Origin of the sequence: Achromobacter sp. SLBN-14 (assembly GCF_006715415.1) — a bacterium.
Classification (GTDB): Bacteria; Pseudomonadota; Gammaproteobacteria; order Burkholderiales; family Burkholderiaceae_B; genus Achromobacter; species Achromobacter mucicolens.
In genome coordinates, this window is the sequence record NZ_VFNE01000001.1 from 1,415,209 (window position 1) to 1,436,238 (window position 21,030).

Genomic DNA, 21,030 nt, shown 5'->3' on the forward strand with positions numbered 1-21,030 from the left:
AGACTGAAGCATGCCCGCAAGCCGTCTGGGCTGTGAATTCGTTTTTCCTCAAGGCGGGGTTTGCTGCGCCTGAATCGGCCGTCCGCGCCCCGGCCGGCCGTCGCAAATCGATCCCTATCCCGAATGGCCGCCCCCCGGCGCCACGCCGTAATATATGGACCATGCACTTCGACCTTGCCGACCTCCGACTGTTCATCCACATCGCCGAATCCCCCAGCCTGACGCAGGCGGCCAAGCGGGCGCATCTGTCCCTGGCCGCGGTCAGCGTGCGGATCAAGGCGCTGGAAAACCAGCTCAATTCCCGCCTGCTCTACCGTGACAGCCGCGGTGTCGAGATCACGCCTGCCGGGCAAAAACTCTTGCAGCACGCGCGCGTCATCATGCGGCAGGTGGACCACCTGAAGCACGATTTCCAGGAACAATCCGACGGCGACGCGGGCCACATCCGCATCTTCGCCAACACCACCGCCGTCACCGAATTCATGCCGGACATCCTGGCGCAATTCCTGTCGGGCCACCCCGGCGTCACGGTGGACCTGCAGGAACGCCTGACCCGCGACATCGTGCGCGGCGTGCTGGACGGCACCACCGACCTGGGCATCGTCGCGGGCCCGGTGGATGCGCCGGAATTGCAGACCATCCACTTCAGCACCGACCGCCTCGTGCTGGTCGTGCCCAATGGCCATCCGCTGCAGGATCAGGACAAGGTCAAACTGGCGGACGCCGTGCGCTACCCGTTCATCACCATGCACGAAGGCTCCACGCTGGTGGCCTTTCTGCGCGACCAGCTCGAACGCGTCGGCCAGCGCCTGCCGCAGCGCATCCAGCTCTACAGCTTTGACTCGATCTGCCGCATGGTGCAGGCGGGCGTGGGCATCGGCGTCATTCCCGACTCGGCCGCGCGCCGTTACGGGTCGGAGACCAAGCTGCAAGTCGTCGAACTGGACGAACCCTGGGTGGTGCGCGAGCGCAAGCTGCTGGTGCGCGACATCGACGCCCTGCCCGGCTGCGCGCGCGAACTCATCGATCAGATCCAGACGCCGCGACAAGCCTGAATCCAGCGCGACTGCTTTTCCGGGGCGCCTTTTTTCCGGGGCGCCATTTTTCGCCGCGCCTCATTTGCCCGTGAACGCCGGCGGCCGCTTTTCCGCGAACGCGCGCATCCCTTCGAGGTAATCGTCGGTGTACCCCAGTTCGCGCTGCAGCCCGCATTCCAGATCGAACTGCTGCGCCAGCGTGTTGCCGCTGGAGGCCTGCAGCGCCGCCTTGGTGGCCGCGTAGGCGCGCGTGGGGCCGGCGGCCAGCGTGTCCGTCACCTGCCCGATCGTGTCCGCCAGCGCCGCGTCGGGCACGACGCGCCAGATCAGTCCCCAGGATTCCGCCTGCGCCGCCGACACCGGTTCGCCGAAAAGCGCGGCCCCCATCGCGCGCGCCGATCCCACGAGGCGCGGCAGGAACCACGTTCCGCCCGCGTCGGGCAAGAGGCCGATCTTGCTGAACGCCTGCACAAAGCGCGCCGATTCCACCGCGAACACCACGTCGCAGGCCAGCACCAGGCTTGCGCCCGCGCCGGCCGCCACGCCGTTCATGACGCACACCACCGGCACGGGCAAGGCGCGCAGGCGGTTGATGAGCGGCCGGTAGCACTTGTCCAGCATGACGCTCAGGTCCCGGCGCGAGCCGTCCTCGGCGGGCTTGCGTTCACCCAGATCCTGCCCGGCGCAGAATCCGCGGCCAGCCCCGGTGATCACGAGCCCGCGCAGGCCCGCGTGCCCTTCCAGCAGGTCCAGCGCGCGCGACAGCTCGCCGTGCATCACCTCGGTGAAGCTGTTCATGCGCTCGGGCCGGTTCAGCGTGATGACGCCAACGCCGCGATCCAGCGTGAACAGGATCTGCGTGAAGGCCGGTGCGTGCGCGCTCATGCCAATTCCTCCAGAACGGCCAGTTGCTCGGCGGTATCGCCCATCAGTTGATTGACCACGGTCAGCCGCTTGAAGTAGTCGCCCACCTCCAGTTCGTCCGTCATGCCCATGCCCCCGTGCAACTGCACGGCCAGCTGCGCGACCAGGCGCCCGGCGCGGGCGGCCTCGAGCTTGGCCGATGCGATCATGCGGCGCCGCTGCGCCGCGTCGGATTCCGTCAGCGCCGCGACGGCCACATAGGCCATCGACAGCGCAAGCTCCTTGGCCACCAGCATTTCGGCCAGCCGGTGCTGCAAGGCCTGAAACGACGCCAGCGGCTGGCCGAACTGCTTGCGGGTCTTCAGGTAATCGACCGTGATTTCCAGCAGGCGCTCCATCGCCCCTGCCGCGTGCGCGCACAGCGCGGCGGTGCCCCACTGCAAGGCCTGCGCCAGCGCGTGGTCGGCCGCCTCTCCTTCTGCCAGCAATGCCTGCGCCGGCACCGGCACCGCGTCCAGGTCCAGCCGCGCGCAGCGCGCGCCGTCCAGCGTGGGCGTATCCGTCACGCGCACGCCGGCGGCATCGGCGGGCACCGCCAGCAGGACCGTCTGGCCGTCCTCGCCCTTTGCACTGACGAACCACGCATCGGCGGCCGCGCCGTGCCACACCAGATGCTTGGCCCCGTCCAGCCGCCAGCCTTCAGGGGTGCGGGCAGCGCGGCAGTCCTGCGGGTTGGCGGCGTAACGGCGGCCGGGCTCCTGCCACGCCACGCTGACGATGGCCTCGCCCGACGCAATGGCCGGCAGCCAGCGCCCACGCGCCGTCTCGCCGCAGGCGTCGGCCAGCGCCGCGCCCATCACCGCGCTCGGAATGACCGGCTCGGACACGAGCCCACGCCCCAGCTCGACGTGCACCGGCAGCAGGCTGGCGGGCACTTCGCCGAAGCCGCCGTGATCTTGCGAGATGTTCAGGCCCAGCACGCCCAGTTCGGCCAGAGCCTGCCACGCCTGCCGGTCCAGCTTGCCCGCAGCCTGCCGGGCCCGCCGCTGCGGAAAGGTCCATGCCTGGTCCACCAGGCGGCGCAGGCTGTCGGCCAGCATGCGCTGTTCTTCGGTGTAGATGAAATCCATGCGTCGTGTTCCTGTCGGGGTTGCGCGGCGGGCCTACACGCCCAGAACCAGGCGGGCGATGATGCCCTTCTGCACTTCAGTCGTGCCGCCGTAGATCGAGGTCTTGCGCATATCGGCATAGCCCGCGCCCGCGGCCGCGGCCATCTCCGGACCCGGGCCATGAAACGCATTGCCGGCCTCCATCCAGTCCGGGTCGTACGGCCACGCGTCCGGCCCCGCGACCTCCATCTGCAACATGGCCAGGTCCTGCTGGATCTCCGAGCCGCGGATCTTCAGCACCGAGGCCTCCGGGCCCGGCGTGCCGTCGTTGCTGGCGGCCACGCGCAGCAGCAGCATCTCCAGCGCCATGATGTCGACTTCGATGCGCGAGATGCGGTCGCGCATGCGGCTGTCCTGCAAGAGCGGCTTGCCGCGCGTTTGCGCGCGCGCCGCCATGTCCTTCAGGATGCCCAGTTCGCGGTGGCAGTGGCCCAGTCCCGCGATGCCCGTGCGCTCGTGGCCCAGCAGGTACTTGGCGTAGGTCCAGCCCTGGTTCTCCTCGCCGACGAGATTGGCGGCCGGCACGCGCACGTTTTCCAGCCAGACCTCGTTGACGTCGTGACCGCCGTCCAGCGTGCGAATCGGCCTCACCGTGACGCCCGGCGAATGCATGTCGATAAGCAACATGGAGATGCCGCGTTGCGCGCGCGCCTCGGGGTCGGTGCGCACCAGGCAGAACATCCAGTCGGCGTATTGGGCAAGCGTGGTCCAGGTCTTCTGGCCATTGACGACGTATTCGTCGCCATCGCGCACGGCGCGCGTCTTGAGCGACGCCAGGTCCGACCCCGAACCGGGCTCGGAATAGCCCTGGCACCACCAGTCCTCTACGCGGATCATGCGCGGCAAGAAGCGGGCCTGCTGCTGCGCGCTGCCGTAATTCATCAGCACGGGGCCGATCATCGACAGGCCGAACGGCAGCAGCCGTGGCGCGCCCGCCTTGAAGCATTCCACTTCGAAGATCAGGCGTTGCAAGGCGTTCCAGCCTGTGCCGCCGTGTTCGACCGGCCAGTTCGGCGCGCCCCAGCCCTGATCGGCCAGGACGTTGTGCCAGCGCACGTAGTCGTCGCGTTCCAGCCGCTGGTGCCGCAGCACCTTGGCGCGGATGTCCTCGGGCAGTTTGTCGGCGGCGAAGGCGCGCACGCGCTCGCGGAATTGGCGCTCTTGCGGCGTCCAGGTCAGGTTCATGGTCCACCTCCTTTGCCCGGTATCTAGCCACGGCGCGCACGGCCGGACAATCTGCCTCTTCCGAAGACGGGCTTCGCGCTGCGTGTAGGGCGCGCCGCCCACTACGGATTGGCAAAAGTCCTGCTTCAGCAATGAAGAATGGCCGAAGCCGGTGGCAGTGCGGACACTAGGGCCTGTTCCGTTTCACCCGATCCACTGGAATCCCATCGCACCATGACTGCTCCCGATCAGACGGATGGCGTGTCGCAAGGCGTCGAGGCGCAGTACCGCCAGGCGCTCGACGACGGCCGCTTCCTCATCCAGCATTGCGCCGGCTGCGACCGCGCCGTGTTCTATCCCCGCATGATCTGCCCGCACTGCGGCGCGGACAAACTTGGCTGGGTCACGCCCGACGGACGCGGCACCGTCTATTCCACCACCGTCGTGCGGCGCAAGCCCGACGCGGGCGGCGACTACAACGTGGCGCTGATCGACCTGCAGGAAGGCGTCAGGCTCATGAGCCGCGTCGACGGCGTGGCGCCGGACGCAGTCCGCATCGGCATGGGTGTGCGCGCGCAGGTAATCCAGCAGGACGGGCGCGGACTGGTGATTTTCGTGCCCAACAAGGAGGCGCCATGACGCTGAACGAATTGCGCGGCGCCGTCGCGGTGGCCGGGGTAGGCCACGCCGGCCTGGGACAGGCCGCTGGCTTTACCGAAATGGAAATCCTGGGCCAGGCGGCGCAGCGCGCCGTTGCGGACGCGGGCCTGACGATGCGCGACATCGACGGCCTGTGCACCGCCAGCGTCGCGGCCCCCATGTGGGCCATGCCGGTGATCGAACACCTGGGCATCCGCCCCACGTTCATCGACAGCACCATGCTGGGCGGGTCCAGCTTCGTGGCGCACCTGATGCCGGCGCTGCATGCGCTGGCCTCGGGCCAATGCAACGCGGTGCTGGTCTGCTACGGCAGCACGCAGCGCACGTCCACGCTGAGCCGCGCCGAGATCGGGCGCGTGCGCAAGCAGTTCGACCCGCAACCGTATGAAACGCCCTACGATCCGCTCAGTCCGCTGTCCTCGTATGCGCTGGCGGCGGCGCGGCACATGCATCAGTACGGCACCCGGCGCGAAGACCTGGCGCGCGTGGCGCTGGCGGCCAACCAGTGGGCGCAGCTGAACCCCGAAGCGCAATTGCGCGAACCGGCGACGCTGGATCAGATCCTGTCCGCGCGCATGGTGTCCGATCCGCTGAGCGTGCGCGACTGCTGCCTGGTCACCGACGGCGCCGGCGCCTACGTGCTGGTGCGCGCCGACCGCGCGCGCGACCTGCCGCGCCCGCCCGTGTACGTGCTGGGCAACGCGACGGCGGTGTGGAACCGGCAGATCTCTTCCATGGAAGACCTGACCGTCACGGCCGCCGCCGAATCCGGACGCCGCGCCTACGCGATGGCGGGCGTCGCGCCGCGCGACATCGACGTCGTGGAGCTCTACGACGCCTTCACCATCAACACGCTGCTGTTCCTGGAAGACCTGGGCTTTTGCGCCAAGGGGGAAAGCCGCGACTTCATCGCGGACGGGGCCATCGCGCCCGGCGGCAGGCTGCCCGTCAACACCAATGGCGGCGGCCTGTGCTGCGTGCATCCGGGCATGTACGGCGTCTTCATCATGATCGAGGCGGTGCGCCAGCTTCGCGGGGAATGCGGCGAACGGCAGGTCGCGGATGCGCAGCTTGCGCTGGTGCATGGCAATGGCGGTACGCTGTCCAGCCAATCGACCGCCATCCTGGGCACCCAGGCAACCCTTTGATCCCCACGTATCAACCCATGTCTCACGCTGAATCGATCACCCGCATCCACGAGGTCCTGGCGCTGCAGGCGCGCCGGCAGCCCGACGCCATCTGTCTGTACGAGGAAGGCGGCGGCACGCTGACCTACGGGCAGTTGTGGCAACGGGTGCAGGATACGGCCGACTGGCTGCGCGGCCAAGGCGTGCAGCCCGGCCATCGCGTGATGATGGTGGGCGAGAACTGCACGGCGATGATCGCCACGCTGTTTGGCTGCGGCGTGGCAGGCGCGTGGCCGGTGGGCGTGAATGCGCGCCTGTCGGCGCGCGAGGTCGAGAACATCCGCCACCATGCGCAGCCCGAATTGGTGCTGTACACCAGCGGCGTGTCGACGGCGGCTGCCGCGCACGCCGCAGCAGCGGGTGCTTCCGATGCCGACGCTACCGTCTGGGGGCCGGGCATCGCTGCCGCCCGCGCGCCCTCTCCCACGCAGGCCGAGACCGGCGATCTGGCCGGCGAGGTGGCCACGGTGATCTACACGTCCGGCACCACGGGCGCGCCCAAGGGCGTGATGGTGCCGCACCGGGGCCTGGTGCATTTCGCGCGGGTGTCGGCAGCTTCGCGGCGCCTGACGCCGCACGATATCGGCTATGCCGCGCTGCCCATGTCGCACATCTTCGGCATCGCAACCGTGCTGATGGCCACGCTGCATGCGGGCGCTAGCCTGGTGCTGCGCAGCCGCTTCGATCCGCAAGACGTGTTCAAGGCGCTGGCGCATCCCGGCGTCAGCATCCTGCAAGGCGTGCCGACGATGTTCAGCCGCCTGATGGCCGCTGCGCCGCCCCGCGCGGAACTGCGTGCGCCGACCCTGCGCTACCTCTACACCGGCGGCGCCGCGCTCGACCCGACGCAAAAGCGCGACGCGGAACGCTACTTCGGCGTGCCGATGCACCACGGCTACGGCATCACCGAATATGCGGGTTCGATGTTCATCACCGACATCGACGCGCCGCGCGACGACTGCTCGGCGGGCCATGCGGTGGAAGGCGTCGAGCTGCGCATCGGCAGCCCGGATGTGTTCCCGGAGCCCGGCACGCGCGGCGACCTGCTGATCCGCGGGCCGGGCGTGATGCCGGGCTACTACCGCAACCCGGACCAGACCGCGCAGGCGCTGCTGCCGGGCGGCTGGCTCAATACGGGCGACATCGGCTACCTGGACGCGAGCGGCGCGCTGTTCATCGCGGGCCGGTCAAAGGACCTCATCATCCGCTCGGGGTTCAACGTCTACCCGATCGAGGTCGAGTCGGTGATCAATGCGTTTCCCGGCGTGCGCCTGTCCGCCGTGGTGGGCCGCGACACCGCCGATCACAACGAAGAAGTCATCGCGTTTGTCGAGCCCCTGCCCGGCGCGACGATCGACACGAACCTGCTGATGCTGCACCTGCGCGCCCAGCTTGCGCCGTACAAGCGGCCGGCACAGATCATTCCCATCGAGACGATTCCCACCACCGTCAGCGGCAAGATCCTGAAGCAGCCGCTGAAAGAAAGGCTGGCGTAGGCGCGGGCTGACGTTCCGCTCCACGACCGGCCACCCATGCACAAGGAGACAAGAGCGTGAACATCAAGACCCTTATTGCCGCGGCCGCCGCCGTGGCTGCGCTGGCCGGCGCCCAGAGCGCGACGGCGCAAACGTATCCCGACCGTCCCATCCGCCTGCTCGTGGGCTACGCGCCGGGCGGTCCGGTCGACACGACGGCCCGCGTCTTCGCCAAGTACCTGGGAGACAAGCTGGGGCAGGCGGTGGTGGTGGAGAACCGCGCGGGCGCGAGCGGCATGATCGCGTCGGATGCCACCGCCAAGGCAACGCCGGACGGGTACATGCTGGGCTTTGCCGCCAGCCCCACGCTGACGATGTCGCCGCTGGTCCAGCGCAGCACGCTGTTCGATCCGCGCAAGGATTTCTCGCTGATCGGCCTGGTGGTCGATTACGCCAACGTGCTGCTGATCGGCCCGCAGATTCCAGCCAAGAACGTGGGCGAACTGGTGACCTACGCGCGCGAGCATCCGGACGCGGTGTCGTTCGGGTCGGCGGGGATCGGCGCCTCGAATCACCTGTCGGCCGAGCTGCTCAAGAAGCAGGCGCAGGCGTCGATGCTGCACGTGCCGTATCGCGGCAATTCGCCGGCGATGATGGACGTGGTGAGCGGCAAGGTGACGTTCATGTTCGACATCACGAGCACGGCCATTCCGTTCATCAAGAGCGGCAAGGCGCGGGCGCTGGCGGTGACGTCCAAGACGCGCAATCCCGAGTTGCCCGACGTGCCGACGATGAGGGAGGCGGGCATGAAGGACTACGAGGTGGTGGGGTGGTATGCGCTGGTCGGCCCCAAGAAGCTGCCCGATGCCGTCACCGCGCGTCTGACCCGCGCATTGGCCGAGGTGTCGAAGGATCCCGCCTTCCGCCAGGCAATGACCGAAGGCGGCTATTCGATCAACACGGGCGATTCCCAAGCCCTGCAGGAACGTATCGACCGCGAGTACGCGTTGTGGTCGGACGTGATCCAGACCGCCAACATCCAGGCCAACTGACCTACCCCGGAGCAACACGATGAATCCCCCGTCCGCCCTGCGCGACCAGATCCGCCTGCCTGTGATCGGCGCCCCGATGTTTCTGGTCTCGGGGCCGCAACTGGTGGTCGCGCAGTGCGCGGCGGGAATCATCGGGACGTTCCCGTCGCTGAACGCGCGGCCGCAAGAGCAGTTGCACGCGTGGATCACGCGGATCGAGGACGGGCTGGCTGCGCGGCGGCGTGCTGCGCCGTCCGAGAAGGTGGCGCCGTACGGGGTGAATCTGATCGTGCATCCAAGCAATCCGCGCTGGCAGGGAGACCTGGCAATCTGCGCGGAACGCCGGGTGCCGCTGCTGATCACGTCGCTGCACGCGCCGGAGGCGGTGGTGAAGGTGGCGCATGCCTATGGCGGCATCGTCTTTCACGACGTGACGAATGTGCGGCATGCGAAGCGGGCGCTGGATGCGGGGGCCGATGGGCTGATCCTGGTTGCCGCGGGCGCGGGCGGACACGCGGGGCAGATCAATCCGATCGCGCTGGTGAACGAGATCCGGGCGTTTTACGACGGGCCGTTGGCGCTGTCGGGGTGCATCAGTCACGGGAAGGACATTCTGGCTGCGCAGGTGCTGGGGTGCGATTTTGCGTACATGGGGACGCGGTTCATTGCGACGCAGGAGTCGTTGGCGGGAGATGCGTACCGGGAAATGGTGATGGCGGCGCAGGCGGCTGATGTGACTTACACGCCGTACTTCTCGGGGGTGCCGGCTAATTATTTGTCTGAGAGCATTTTGGCGGCGGGGTTGGATCCTGTTGTGCTGGCCAGCAATGGAGTGGCCCCGCCCGCGAACATGGACAAGAGTTCGCGGCCGAAGGCTTGGAAGGATGTCTGGAGTGCTGGGCAGGGGGTGGGGGCTGTGCAGGAAGTGTTGGCTGTGGCGGAGTTGGTGGCGCAGTTGGAGGGGGAGTATCTCGGGGCTATTGCTGCTGTGCCGGGGAAGGATTGAGTTCTTTTGACGCCCGGCGCGGCGTCGGCCTGGGGCGCGCGGGGCTACGATTGCGGTCCGGAGCCTTCGCTCCGGACTGCCCCTTCGTCAACCTCGTCCGCCTTCGGCTCCCTTCGGTTTCCCTCGGGCGCATCTACACGCCCCGCGCACCCCAGGCCGACGCCACGCCGGGCTCCGGTGGTTTGAACTTGGCGGTCGCTGGGGTGGGTGGGGTTCTTTAGGTTCTTGCCTGCGTTTGCGCGGGTTTGGAGCTTCTTGCGGGGCCCGCGCCCGGTTGGCCGCGCGGGCGGCCTCCGGGCGCTTACGCGGTGTCTTGCGTCGGAGGATGACGCTTCGCGCTTGCGGGGGCCGGTTCGAGATCGGGTATCTGCTCGCTTATCTGCTGGGGTATCTGCTCGGGTGTCTGACACCCTTGAGGCACATCGTCGGCATCGCTCGGGTGTCTGACACCCTTGGGGCACAACGTATGCCCGACGGCAGTCTTCGCAGGGTGTCTGACACCTACTCCAAGATGACACCGGTAAACTGCGCGCTCATGCGGCGCCGGTCGGCGGTCCGACTTGTACATCCTCTGGAGAGCTTCACACCATGATCCGTCTTCTGGTCCTTTCCGCTTCGCTGGCGATGGTTGGCAGCGCGGTAGCCGCACCATCGTTCAATTGCGCCAAGGCTTCCACGCCGGTTGAGAAATCCCTTTGCGGCAATTCCAGGCTTGGCGATCAGGATGCTGCGATTGCGCAGCAATACAAGGCTGTGCGCGATCAAATGGATGCGGAGTCGGCCAAGGCGTTGATGGCCGATCAGAAGTACTTTCTGAGCGTGCGCGACGCGGCCTATGCGGAGCCGTACGTGCAAAGCACACCGTTCGAGGCGCTTACCGACACCATGCGTTACCGGCTGGCGTTCCTGAAGGCGATCAATCCCAAGCCGGCGGCGGGCTTTGTGGGCAAGTGGAAGAACATCGAAGGCGAGATCGAGATCACGCAGAATGCCCACGGCGAGCTGCTGGTGGCGGCCAATTCCGCGCGGCCCTATGACGGGCGCTGGGTGTGCGATCTGAGCGGCAAGGCCGTGGTGTCGGGCGACACGCTGACGGTGACCTATCAGGATGGGCCGCCCTGGACGTTGACGCTCAAGCGCCGCGGTGCGGTGCTGGTGGCGCGGGTGACGCCGCCGCCGGGGGGCAAGGATGACGGTTTCGGGCCGCCGTTCTGCGGCATGAATGGCAACCTCCACGGCGACTGGTTCGCGGTGCGCTGATCGGCCTTTCTTGGGATGCACGGGTGAGCCGCGCTGTGCTCACCCGTCGCGCACGGGTCATTCCAGTTTGATGTTCGCGGTCTTGATGAGGTCGCGCCACTTTGCGATTTCGTCGCGCACGAATTTGCCGAATGCTTCCGGCGATCCGGGCTTGGGCTCGGCGCCGGCCGCGATCATCGCCTTTGCCGTGCTGTCGTCGGACAGCACTTTCACCATGTCCGCATTGATGCGCTTGACGATGTCGGGCGGCGTGCCCTTGGGCGCCATGACGCCGCTCCAGGAGTAGGCCTCGTAGCCCGGCAGGCCGGATTCGGCGATGGTGGGAATGTCGGGCACCATGCTGGATCGCGTGGGGTTGCCGACACCTAGCGAGCGGATCTTGCCGCCCTTCAGGTGAGGCACGGCAGAGGGGCCGTCTGCGAACATGACCTGGACCTGGCCGCCGAGCAGATCCTGCATGGCGGGCGCGCTGCCGCGGTATGGGACGTGCTGGATGCGCACGCCGGCCATGGCGTTGAAGAGTTCACCGGCCAGGTGCGTGCCGCCGCCGGTGCCGGACGAGCTGAAGGACAGCTTGCCGGGGTTCTGCTTGGCGTAGGCGATGAGTTCGCCGACCGTGTTCACCGGCAGCGACGCGTTGACGACAAGAACGATGGGGAATACGGCGGCCATGCCGACCGGCACGAAGTCGGTGGTGATGTCGTAGCTGAGGTTGTTGCGCAGGCTGGGCAGCACGGCGTGATGGATGGACGCGAAGAAAAAGTTGTAGCCGTCCGGCTCGGCCTTGGCGGCGAATTGCGCGCCGACGATGCCGCCGGCGCCGGATTTGTTGTCGACCACGGTGGGCACGGACCATAGCTGGCCGAGCGGCTGCGTCGTGAATCGTGCGGTGGTATCCACCGGTCCCCCTGCGGGAAAGGGAACGATGAAGGTGACGGCGTGGCCCGGCCAGGTGGCGGCGCGGGCCCAGGAAGGAAGCATGGCGGCGGCGCATGCAGCGCCCAGCCCCGCGAGGACGCGGCGGCGGTCTTGATGGATCACGGCAGTCTCCTGAGTCTTGTTCTGGTCGCGGTCAGGCCTTCAGCACTGCCACCCGCCGCGTTTTTTTATTATTTGCCGAATGCCGGGATACGCCGCTACGTATTTGCAAAAGCCCCTCTTTCGCGCGGGCTGAAGCAGGCCGCGGATGTGCGCGTGCGCCCCTGTGGCGCGGCACTACGGCGCATGGGCTACGGCATAGGGGGCAGGGCAAACCCCGATCCGGACGGGGGCTGCCGGCGCCGCGCCATTGTCCGCGCCCTGGCGCGCAGCGTGGACTGGATGCGCCGGGGTGCGTTATTGGCCGCGTGCGGCCCGCTGCACGTGGCCGATGAAGCACTCGGCGAAGCTGGGCAGGTCGCGGCCGCGTTGGCGGCACAAGAGGCGATCGCGCATCGCCCAGGCGTCATCCAGCTTGAGCACATGCAGCCCGTCGGGGCGGCTGTAGCGCGCCGCGCAGGCGCGCGGGACGACGGCGATGCCCGCGCCGGCCTCGACCATGCGGCACACGGCTTCGAAACTGCCCACGTGCACACGCTGGCAAATGCGCTTGCCCAGGCCGCTTGCGATGTCTTCAAGAAACGTCTGGATGGCGCTGTCCGGGTGGATGCCGACGAACTGGTAGGCATCGACCAGGTCGGCGAAGTGCGCGGTCTTCTGCGCGGCAAGCGGGTGGTCCAGGGACGTGACCACGGTGAGCTCGTCGCGAAAGAGTGGCGTGACGTCCAGGCCTTCGACGTCGATGTTGCCCGCCACGAGGCCCAGGTCCGCCGCGCCTGCGCGGATGGCGATGACGATGTCGCCGGAGATCTTTTCCTCTAGCTCGACGTCTACGTCGGGGTTCTCGGACAGGAACGTGGACAGCGCATCGGCCAGGAAGGAGTTGGTGGCGGTGGTGTTGGCCAAGAGGCGCAGGCGTCCCTTCAGGCCGCTGGCGTAAGGCTGCAGATCCGCGTTCAGGCATTCAAGCTGGCGAAAGACGGCGTTGGCGTGCTTGAGCAGCACCTCGCCTGCCGGCGTCAGCGCCACGCCCGTGGCCATGCGCACCAGCAGCCGGGCCTTGAATGCCTCTTCCATGTGCTTGACCCGCGCGCTTGCCGCCGGCAAGGACAGGAAAGTGCGTTCCGCAGCACGGGTCAGATTGAGTGTTTCGCCCACGTTCAGAAACAAACGCAGGTCCGTCAGATCATGTCTCATGTTCCACCACGCAGAAGGGGGGCATTTCTAATTTTGAATTCTTCGAATGCCGGGTCGAATCTACCATGAGGCCATGCCCATCAACCAGACGGGTTGATGCGGAACTGTTTTCCACAGACGGCGTGCGCGCCGCAGCACAGGAGTCAGAGGCAATGAGCGGCTTGGTATCCGGAAAGGTGGTGATCGTGACGGGCGCGGGCGGAGGAATCGGCCGCGGCGTTGCACTGGCGATGGCCGAGGCGGGCGCGAAGGTCGTGGTCAACGACATCGGCGTTTCGCTCACGGGCGAAGGCGGGGCGGACGGTCCCGCGCAGGCGGTCGTCAAGGAAATCGTGGACGCGGGCGGCGCGGCCGTGGCCAACACCGACAGCGTGGCGGCGTACGACAGCGCAAGCCGCATCGTGCAGACGGCCATCGATGCATTCGGCCGCGTCGATGCCGTGATCAACAACGCGGGCAATCTGCGCGACCGGGTTTTCCACAAGATGAGCGAAGAGGAATGGCGCCAGGTGATCGATGTGCACCTGAACGGCTCGTTCTACATGAGCCGCGCGGCAGCGCCCTACTTTCGCGAACAGGAATCCGGCGCCTTCGTGCACATGACCTCCACGTCGGGATTGATCGGCAATTTCGGCCAGGCCAACTACGCGGCGGCCAAGCTGGGCATCGTGGCGTTGTCCAAGTCGATCGCGCTGGACATGGCGCGCTACAACGTGCGCTCGAACTGCATCGCGCCGTTTGCCTGGAGCCGCATGACCAGTTCGATCCCCGCCGAAACGGACGAAGAGAAGGCGCGCGTCGAAAAGCTGAAGAAGATGGAAGCCGGCAAGGTGGCGCCTATGGCCGTGTTCCTGGCCAGCGACGCGGCCAGCGAGATCACGGCGCAGATCTTTGCCGTGCGCGCCAACGAAATCATGCTGATGAGCCAGCCGCGGCCCTTGCGCACGGTGCATCACGGCGAAGGCTGGACGCCGGAGCGCATTGCCGAGATCGCGGCGCCCGCCATGCGCAAGCATTTCTACGCGTTGGAGCGTTCGCCCGACGTGATCGACTGGGATCCCATCTGAGGCCGCCACATGCCGTTGGACTATGCAACCGTGAAGGACTGGCGCTTTGACGACGTGCGCCAGCGCTACGACCAGAAGGACACGATGCTGTATGCGCTGGGCATCGGCCTGGGGCAGGACCCCGAAGACACCGGCCAGCTTCGTTATGTGTACGAGAAGGACCTGCGCACGTTTCCGACGATGAGCGTGATCCTGGGCTACCCGGGGTTCTGGGTCAGCGACCCGCGCTCGACGGTGGACTGGGTGAAGGTCGTGCATGGCGAGCAGCGGCTGACGCTGCATGCGCCGCTGCCGGTGGCGGGCATCGTCACGGGCAGGACGCGCAACACGCACGTCATCGACAAGGGCGCGGACAAGGGCGCCATCATCGTCAGCGAACGCACGCTGCACGACGAAAATGGCGAGTGCCTGGCGACGCTGCAATCCAGCACGTTCTGCCGCGGCGACGGCGGCTTTGGCGAGGGCGACGCCAGCCCGCAGGCCCTGCCCGCCGCGCCCGATGGCGACCCCGATTCGCGCTGCGAGCTGCGCATTCCGCCCAGCGCGGCGCTGCTGTACCGGCTGAACGCGGACCGCAATCCGCTGCACGCCGATCCCGACGTGGCGCGTCAGGCGGGTTATCCCCGGCCCATCCTGCATGGCCTGTGCTCGTACGGCGTTGCCGCGCACGCCCTGGTCAAGACGTACTGCGGCTACGACGCGGCGCGGCTCACCAGCCTGAACACGCGCTTTTCGGCGCCCGTCTATCCGGGCGAGACGCTGCAATGCGACATGTGGCGCATGCCGGACGGCCAGATCCGCTTCATCGCCCGCGCCAAAGAGCGCGGCATCGTGGTCATGAGCCACGGCACCGCGACGGTGCAATCATGACGCGCCCGCCTCCGCTTGACGGCATCCGCGTGCTGGACCTGTCGCGCATCCTGGCCGGCCCGTGGTGCACGCAGAACCTGGCCGACCTGGGCGCCGACGTCATCAAGATCGAACGCCCCCGCGTGGGCGACGACACCCGCGCGTGGGGGCCGCCCTACCTGAAGGACGGCAACGGCCAGGACACCAACGAATCGGCCTATTACCTCAGCGCCAACCGCAACAAGCGCTCGGTCGAAGCCGACATGGCCACGCCCGAGGGCGCGGCGCTGATCCGGGAACTGGCCGCTGTCAGCGACATTCTGGTCGAGAACTTCAAGGTGGGCGGCTTGGCCAAGTACGGGCTGGACTACGAAAGCCTCAAGCAGGTCAACCCGCGCCTCATCTATTGCTCGGTCACGGGCTTTGGGCAAGATGGGCCGTTTGCGCAGCGCCCCGGCTACGACTTCATGATCCAGGGCATGGGCGGGCTGATGAGCATCACGGGCGAGCGCGACGACCTGCCCGGCGGCGGACCGCAGAAGGCGGGCGTGGCCGTCACCGATATCGTCACCGGCATGTACGCCACCGTGGCGGTGCTGGCGGCCCTGCAAGAGCGCCATCGCAGCGGCCAGGGCCAGCACCTGGACATCGCGCTGCTGGACAGCCACGTGGCCCTGCTGGCCAACCAGAACTCCAACTACTTCAACTCGGGCGTGGCGCCCACGCGCGCCGGCAACGCGCATCAGAACGTGGTGCCCTACCAGGTGTTTGCCGCCAGCGACGGCCACCTGATCGTGGCCACGGGCAACGAATCGCAGTACCGCGCCTACTGCCGCGCCATCGGCGTGCCGGAACTGGGCGACGATCCGCGCTTTGCCACCAACCGGCTGCGCGTCACGAACCGCGTGGAACTGATCGGGATCCTGACGGACATCATGCGAGAAGGCCGGCGCGACGACTGGATCGCCAAGCTGGAAGCGGTGGGTGTGCCGTGCGGGCCGATCAACGACATTGCGCAGGCCTTCGCCCATCCGCAGGCGCAGGCGCGGCAACTGCGGCGCGACATGCCGCATCCGGCCGGCGGCGTGGCGCCCGTGACGGCCAGCCCGCTGCGGTTTTCGGATTCGCCGGTCGTCTACCGGCGCGCGCCGCCGATGCTGGGCGAACACACCGAGGAAGTGCTGCGCGACGTGCTGGGCAAATCGGCGCAGGCGATTGCGGCGTTCAAGGGTAAAGCGCAGGCGTGACGGCGCGTTGTAATCCCATCACGCCTTGGCGGCGACGGGCAGCCGAAACGGCGCGCCCAGCCGATTGAATGCATTCATTGCGGCAATCGTGATCGTGAGGTCGACAAGGTCCTTGGGCTCGAACGCGGCCGAGGCGGCGGCGTACGCTTCGTCAGAGGCGTGGGTTTCGCTCACCCGCGTCACCTCCTCCGCCCACGCAAGCGCCGCACGTTCCTGGTCGGAGAACAGATGCGGCACCTCGTCCCATACGGGCAATAGCGTGATCTTGTCGACCGACATGGTTTTGCGCAGGTCACGGCTGTGCATGTCGATGCAGTGCGCGCAGCCATTGATCTGCGAGACGCGCAGAAAAACGAGATGAACGAGCTCTTCCGGCAGGTTCGTGCGTGTCGTGACGTAGTGGTGGACGCCAAAGAGCGCCTTCGCGCCTTCCGGTGCAATCTCTTGCCAGTTCATGCGGGTCATGTCAGTCCTTTGCTGTCGAAAAGTGAACCCCGCCACCTTACACGCCGGCGTTTCGGTGAAACAGGTCCAAGAATCGGCAAATCGACTGATCCAAGATCGGCCCGGACCCCATAAAAAATTGGCCGCTGTTTCCAGCGGCCAATTCGTCTTCACTTAGGCAACGGCAACCGGGATCTTGCCGATCTTGGCCTGCCACTCCTTGGGCCCGGTCGTGTGGACCGAGGTGCCCTGGGCGTCCACCGCCACGGTCACCGGCATGTCCTTCACGTCGAACTCATAGATGGCTTCCATGCCCAGGTCGGCAAAGCCCAGCACCTTGGCGCCGCGGATCGCCTTGGACACCAGGTAAGCCGCGCCGCCGACGGCCATCAGGTAGGCCGAGCCGTGCTTCTTGATGGCTTCAATGGCGACCGGACCGCGCTCGGACTTGCCGATCATCGAGATCAGGCCGGTCTTCTCCAGCATCATGTCCGTGAACTTGTCCATGCGCGTGGCGGTGGTGGGGCCGGCGGGGCCGACCACTTCGTCGCCCACGGGATCCACCGGACCCACGTAGTAGATGACGCGGTTGGTGAAGTCCACGGGCAGCGGTTCGCCCTTGGCCAGCATGTCCTGGATGCGCTTGTGCGCGGCATCGCGGCCGGTGAGCATCTTGCCCGACAGCAGCAGCGTCTGGCCCGGCTTCCAGCTGGCGACTTCTTCCTTGGTCAGCGTGTTCAGGTCGACCTGCTTGGACTTGTTGTAGTCCGGCGCCCAGTGCACTTCGGGCCATTCGGACAGCGACGGCGGATCCAGGCGCGCGGGGCCCGAACCGTCCAGTTCGAAGTGCGCGTGGCGCGTGGCCGCACAGTTCGGGATCATGGCGACGGGCTTGGAGGCCGCGTGCGTCGGGAAGGTGTTGATCTTGACGTCCAGCACGGTCGTCAGGCCGCCCAGGCCCTGCGCGCCAATGCCCAGCGCGTTGACCTTTTCGTAGAGCTCGATGCGCAGCTCTTCCAGCTTGTTCTGCGGGCCGCGGGCCAGCAGCTCGTACATGTCGATGTCTTCCATCAGCGACTGCTTGGCCATCAGCATCGCCTTTTCAGCGGTGCCGCCAACGCCGATGCCCAGCATGCCGGGCGGGCACCAGCCGGCGCCCATCGACGGAACGGTCTTGAGCACCCAATCCACCAGCGAATCGCTGGGATTGAGCATGGCGAACTTGGTCTTGTTCTCGGAACCGCCACCCTTCGAGGCGATCTGCACGTCGACCTTGTCGCCCTGGACAAGCTCGACGTGCAGGATACAGGGCGTGTTGTCGCGCGTGTTCTTGCGCGCGAACAGCGGATCGTCCAGCACGGAAGCGCGCAGGGGATTGTCCGGGTTCAGGTAGCCGCGGCGCACGCCTTCGTCACAGAGTTCCTGCAGGGTGCGCTTGGTGTCAAACCGCACGCTCATGCCGATCTTCAGGAAGACGTTGACGATGCCGGTGTCCTGGCACAGCGGACGCTTGCCTTCGGCGCACATGCGCGAGTTGGTCAGGATCTGCGCCATCGCATCGCGCGCGGCCGGGCTTTCCTCGCGCTCGTAAGCGCGCGCCAGGTGGCGGATGTAATCGACGGGATGGTAATAGCTGATGAACTGGATGCCATCGGCTATCGACTGGATCAAGTCTTCTTCTTTAATGATGACGGACATGGCGGTTTGCAGGTCTGGATGGAAAACGTGAAAACGCGGCTGATCAGGTAATCAGCCGCAGGTGAAAAGAACTATTTTGCCGCCGGGCCGCCCCAAGGCAAAATGCGCCCCCCTCGGGGGGCAGCAAGCGCGCGAAGCGTGCGCGGCGTGGGGGCTCCTTTTGCCGCCGGGCCGCCCCAAGGCAAAATGCGCCCCCTCGGGGGGCAGCAAGCGCGCGAAGCGTGCGCGGCGTGGGGGCCAACCACTTATTTGCCTTGCCACACGGGCTTGCGCTTCTCGGCGAAAGCCGTCGCGCCTTCCTTGGCGTCGGCCGACGTAAAGATGTGCGCGATCAGCGGACGCTGGCGGTCGAACATGTCTGCCTGGTCCCAGTCGCCGCCCTGCGCCACGATGCTCTTGGCGGTCTGCACGGCCAGCGGGCCGTTCTCGACGATGGCGCGGGCCAGTTCCAGCGCGCCGGCCAGGGCGCCGCCCGGCTCGGTCAGGCGGTTGACCAGGCCAAAGGCGTGCGCACGCTCGGCGGTCAGCATCTCGCCGGTCAGGATCACTTCCATGGCGATGTGGTACGGCAGGCGGCGCGGCAGGCGCAACAGGCCGCCGGCGCCGGCCACCAGACCGCGCTTGACCTCGGGCAGCCCGAACTTGGCGTTGCTGGCGGCCACGATCAGGTCGGAAGCCAGCGCCATTTCGCAACCGCCAGCCAGGGCATAACCCTCGACCGCGGCGATCAGCGGCTTCTTGGGCGGACGCTCGTTCAGGCCGGCGAAACCGCGGCCTTCCACGTAGGGGCGCTGACCCGACGCGGCGAACGCCTTCAGGTCCATGCCCGACGAAAACGTGCCGCCGCCACCCGTCAGGATGCCGATGCGAACGTCGTCACGGCTGTCCAGCTGGTCCAGCGCGGCGGCCATGGCCACGGCGGTTTCCAGGTTGATGGCGTTCTTGGCCTCGGGACGGTTGATCGTGATGATCTGGATGCCGTCAGTGACTTCCACCGTGATCAGGTCGGACATGGGACTGCTCCTTTTTCGCGAATTCTCGGAATCGGGTTCCGGGTTTTATATAAGACTCAAGACTCAACCTGGAATCATACGACCATTGGCCGGCGGGTGCTGGCGCAACCGGCCGATCACAATATTCACCAGCAGTGCGCGTTCCGTCCCCAGACCGCAACGCGCGCCAAGTCTGCGCCGCGTCGCATTGCCCGATGCGCCGGGAAGCCGATATCTGCGTCCGGGACAGCCCGTCCCGTTCAATATAGTGACCACACGCGTCCGGGCATGAAACAAGCGCCGGAGCGGCTTTTATAGTGGCCTTCACCCGCAACACTTAAGCCACAAAGAGCCCTTCATGCCCGCAACAACCGATCGAAACTACATCAAAGCCCCCGCCGCCCGCGCCGAGGACAGCGCCAGCGCCATCGAGGACACCGTGCGCGAGATCATCGCGCAAGTCCGGGCCCGCGGCGACGCGGCGGTGCGCGAGTATTCGCAGAAATTTGACGGCATGGAGACGCCGGCGCTGGAAGTATCCATCGAGGCGCGCCTGCAGGCGGTTGCCGACCTGGACGAGCAGACCCGCAAGGACACGGAATTTGCCATCGATCGCGTCCGCGCCTTTGCCGAAGCGCAATTGGCAACGGTGCTGCCCTTGGAAATCGAGACGCTACCCGGCCTGCACCTGGGCCACCGGGTCATCCCAGTACAACGCATCGGCGCGTACGTGCCCGGCGGCCGCTATCCGATTCTGTCGGCCCCGGTGATGACCATCGTGCCCGCCAAGGTCGCCGGATGCGATGAGGTCATTGCCTGCCTGCCGCCTGGCGCCCATCCTGCGATGATCGCGGGCTGCCACCTGTCCGGCGCCGACCGCATCTTCCTGGTCGGCGGAGCGCAGGCCATCGCCGCCATGGCGTGCGGCACGGAATCCATTCCTGCCGTGGACAAGATCGTCGGCCCCGGCAACGCCTACGTGAACGAGGCGAAACGCCAGGTGTTCGGCGAAGTCGGCATTGACCAACTCGCGGGGCCCAGCGAGATCTTCGTCGTCGCGGACGACAGCGGCGACGCGGACATGATTGCGACGGATCTGCTGGCACAAGCCGAGCATGATGTGCGCACGCGCGTCGGCCTGATCACCACCAGTGAGCGTCTGGCCCGGGAAACGCTGCGCGCCGTGGAACGCCAGCTCGAGGATCTGCCCACCGCCCCCGTGGCGGCCCGCGCGTGGACGGATTATGGAGAGATCGTGTTGTGCGACACCGAGGACGAGATGCTGGCGTACTCGGATTACGTGGCCGCCGAGCACCTGCAGGTCCACACCCGCGATCCGCACGCGACCGCCGGCCGGTTACGCAACTACGGATCGCTTTTCATCGGCACGCTGGCCAGCGTTGTGTACTCCGACAAATGCTGCGGCACCAACCATACCCTGCCCACGATGCGGGCAGGCCGTTACACCGGCGGCTTGTGGGTGGGATCGTTCCTGAAGATCTGCACGCACCAATGGCTGGATGCGCGGGGCGTGGCCGCCGTCGCACCGCCGGCCGAGCGGCAGAGCCGCACCGAAGGCATGGAAGGCCACCGCCGCGCCGCTGCGCTACGCCTGGGCTGAAACAGTCCGGCAGCCATTCTAAAA

19 protein-coding genes are annotated in these 21,030 nt (G+C 67.0%); 11 read left to right on the forward strand and 8 right to left on the reverse strand.

Features of this window, described 5'->3' with window-relative positions:
• Positions 1-161: 161 nt before the first annotated feature.
• On the forward strand, positions 162-1,055 hold the full coding sequence (locus tag FBY20_RS06470) for a LysR family transcriptional regulator (RefSeq protein WP_142050828.1): 894 nt from the start codon (positions 162-164) through the stop codon (positions 1,053-1,055).
• Between the two features lie 60 nt (positions 1,056-1,115).
• On the opposite strand, the gene paaG is transcribed toward FBY20_RS06470, so the two are convergent.
• From paaG to FBY20_RS06485, 3 genes are read right to left on the reverse strand one after another with little or no spacing between them, the layout of a single operon-like run.
• On the reverse strand, positions 1,116-1,922 hold the full coding sequence (gene paaG, locus FBY20_RS06475; protein ID WP_062840288.1) for a 2-(1,2-epoxy-1,2-dihydrophenyl)acetyl-CoA isomerase PaaG: 807 nt from the start codon (positions 1,920-1,922) through the stop codon (positions 1,116-1,118).
• A complete protein-coding gene (locus FBY20_RS06480; protein WP_142050831.1) occupies positions 1,919-3,031 on the reverse strand; it encodes an acyl-CoA dehydrogenase family protein in 1,113 nt (370 codons plus the stop codon). The genes paaG and FBY20_RS06480 overlap by 4 nt, the downstream gene beginning before the upstream one ends.
• Before the next feature lie 33 nt (positions 3,032-3,064).
• The gene (locus tag FBY20_RS06485) at positions 3,065-4,255 is read right to left on the reverse strand and encodes an acyl-CoA dehydrogenase family protein (protein WP_142050836.1); all 1,191 of its coding nucleotides are present in this window, start codon (positions 4,253-4,255) and stop codon (positions 3,065-3,067) included.
• A gap of 213 nt (positions 4,256-4,468) precedes the next feature.
• Between FBY20_RS06485 and FBY20_RS06490 the strand changes: the two genes are divergently transcribed.
• From FBY20_RS06490 to FBY20_RS06515, 6 genes are all read left to right on the forward strand, one after another.
• Positions 4,469-4,873, forward strand: coding sequence for a Zn-ribbon domain-containing OB-fold protein (locus tag FBY20_RS06490; RefSeq protein ID WP_142050839.1), 405 nt, complete (start codon positions 4,469-4,471; stop codon positions 4,871-4,873).
• Positions 4,870-6,042: a thiolase gene (locus tag FBY20_RS06495; protein ID WP_142050842.1), complete on the forward strand. Its 1,173-nt coding sequence runs from the start codon at positions 4,870-4,872 to the stop codon at positions 6,040-6,042. Before FBY20_RS06490 ends, FBY20_RS06495 begins: the two co-directional genes overlap by 4 nt.
• Positions 6,043-6,059: 17 nt before the next feature.
• Positions 6,060-7,577 carry a class I adenylate-forming enzyme family protein gene (locus tag FBY20_RS06500; protein ID WP_142050845.1) on the forward strand — a complete coding sequence of 506 codons (1,518 nt, stop codon included), beginning with the start codon at positions 6,060-6,062 and terminating at the stop codon, positions 7,575-7,577.
• A gap of 56 nt (positions 7,578-7,633) precedes the next feature.
• Entirely contained in the window at positions 7,634-8,608 is a 975-nt protein-coding gene (locus tag FBY20_RS06505; RefSeq protein WP_056320955.1) for a tripartite tricarboxylate transporter substrate binding protein, read from the forward strand.
• A gap of 19 nt (positions 8,609-8,627) precedes the next feature.
• On the forward strand, positions 8,628-9,593 hold the full coding sequence (locus tag FBY20_RS06510; protein WP_142050848.1) for a nitronate monooxygenase family protein: 966 nt from the start codon (positions 8,628-8,630) through the stop codon (positions 9,591-9,593).
• Positions 9,594-10,181: 588 nt separating this feature from the next.
• Positions 10,182-10,853, forward strand: coding sequence for a lysozyme inhibitor LprI family protein (locus FBY20_RS06515; RefSeq protein WP_142050851.1), 672 nt, complete (start codon positions 10,182-10,184; stop codon positions 10,851-10,853).
• Between the two features lie 57 nt (positions 10,854-10,910).
• On the opposite strand, the gene FBY20_RS06520 is transcribed toward FBY20_RS06515, so the two are convergent.
• Together FBY20_RS06520 and FBY20_RS06525 are read right to left on the reverse strand one after the other, a co-directional pair.
• Entirely contained in the window at positions 10,911-11,894 is a 984-nt protein-coding gene (locus FBY20_RS06520) for a tripartite tricarboxylate transporter substrate binding protein (protein ID WP_142050854.1), read from the reverse strand.
• A 294-nt stretch (positions 11,895-12,188) separates the two neighbouring features.
• Positions 12,189-13,088 (reverse strand): LysR substrate-binding domain-containing protein, encoded by a 900-nt coding sequence (locus FBY20_RS06525; protein WP_056320945.1) that lies wholly within the window; start codon positions 13,086-13,088, stop codon positions 12,189-12,191.
• Positions 13,089-13,240: 152 nt separating this feature from the next.
• Here FBY20_RS06525 and FBY20_RS06530 point away from each other — a divergent pair, with 152 nt between their 5' ends.
• Genes FBY20_RS06530 through FBY20_RS06540 form a run of 3 tightly spaced genes read left to right on the forward strand, consistent with a single transcriptional unit; the run spans position 13,241 to position 16,251 of the window.
• Complete coding sequence (locus FBY20_RS06530) at positions 13,241-14,155, forward strand: SDR family NAD(P)-dependent oxidoreductase (protein WP_056320944.1); 915 nt, start codon at positions 13,241-13,243, stop codon at positions 14,153-14,155.
• A gap of 9 nt (positions 14,156-14,164) precedes the next feature.
• Complete coding sequence (locus FBY20_RS06535) at positions 14,165-15,025, forward strand: MaoC/PaaZ C-terminal domain-containing protein (protein ID WP_142050857.1); 861 nt, start codon at positions 14,165-14,167, stop codon at positions 15,023-15,025.
• Positions 15,022-16,251: a CaiB/BaiF CoA-transferase family protein gene (locus FBY20_RS06540; protein ID WP_142050859.1), complete on the forward strand. Its 1,230-nt coding sequence runs from the start codon at positions 15,022-15,024 to the stop codon at positions 16,249-16,251. The genes FBY20_RS06535 and FBY20_RS06540 overlap by 4 nt, the downstream gene beginning before the upstream one ends.
• An 18-nt stretch (positions 16,252-16,269) precedes the next feature.
• Here FBY20_RS06540 and FBY20_RS06545 read toward each other — a convergent pair whose 3' ends face one another.
• From FBY20_RS06545 to FBY20_RS06560, 3 genes are all read right to left on the reverse strand, one after another.
• Complete coding sequence (locus tag FBY20_RS06545) at positions 16,270-16,716, reverse strand: carboxymuconolactone decarboxylase family protein (protein ID WP_142050862.1); 447 nt, start codon at positions 16,714-16,716, stop codon at positions 16,270-16,272.
• A gap of 153 nt (positions 16,717-16,869) precedes the next feature.
• Positions 16,870-18,393, reverse strand: a complete 1,524-nt coding sequence (locus tag FBY20_RS06550) for a fumarate hydratase (protein ID WP_056320934.1) — start codon at positions 18,391-18,393, stop codon at positions 16,870-16,872.
• A gap of 245 nt (positions 18,394-18,638) precedes the next feature.
• Entirely contained in the window at positions 18,639-19,406 is a 768-nt protein-coding gene (locus FBY20_RS06560; protein ID WP_056320931.1) for a crotonase/enoyl-CoA hydratase family protein, read from the reverse strand.
• A gap of 337 nt (positions 19,407-19,743) precedes the next feature.
• On the opposite strand from FBY20_RS06560, the gene hisD reads away from it, so the two are divergent.
• Entirely contained in the window at positions 19,744-21,006 is a 1,263-nt protein-coding gene (gene hisD, locus FBY20_RS06565; protein WP_056320929.1) for a histidinol dehydrogenase, read from the forward strand.
• The last annotated feature ends 24 nt before the right edge of the window (positions 21,007-21,030 follow it).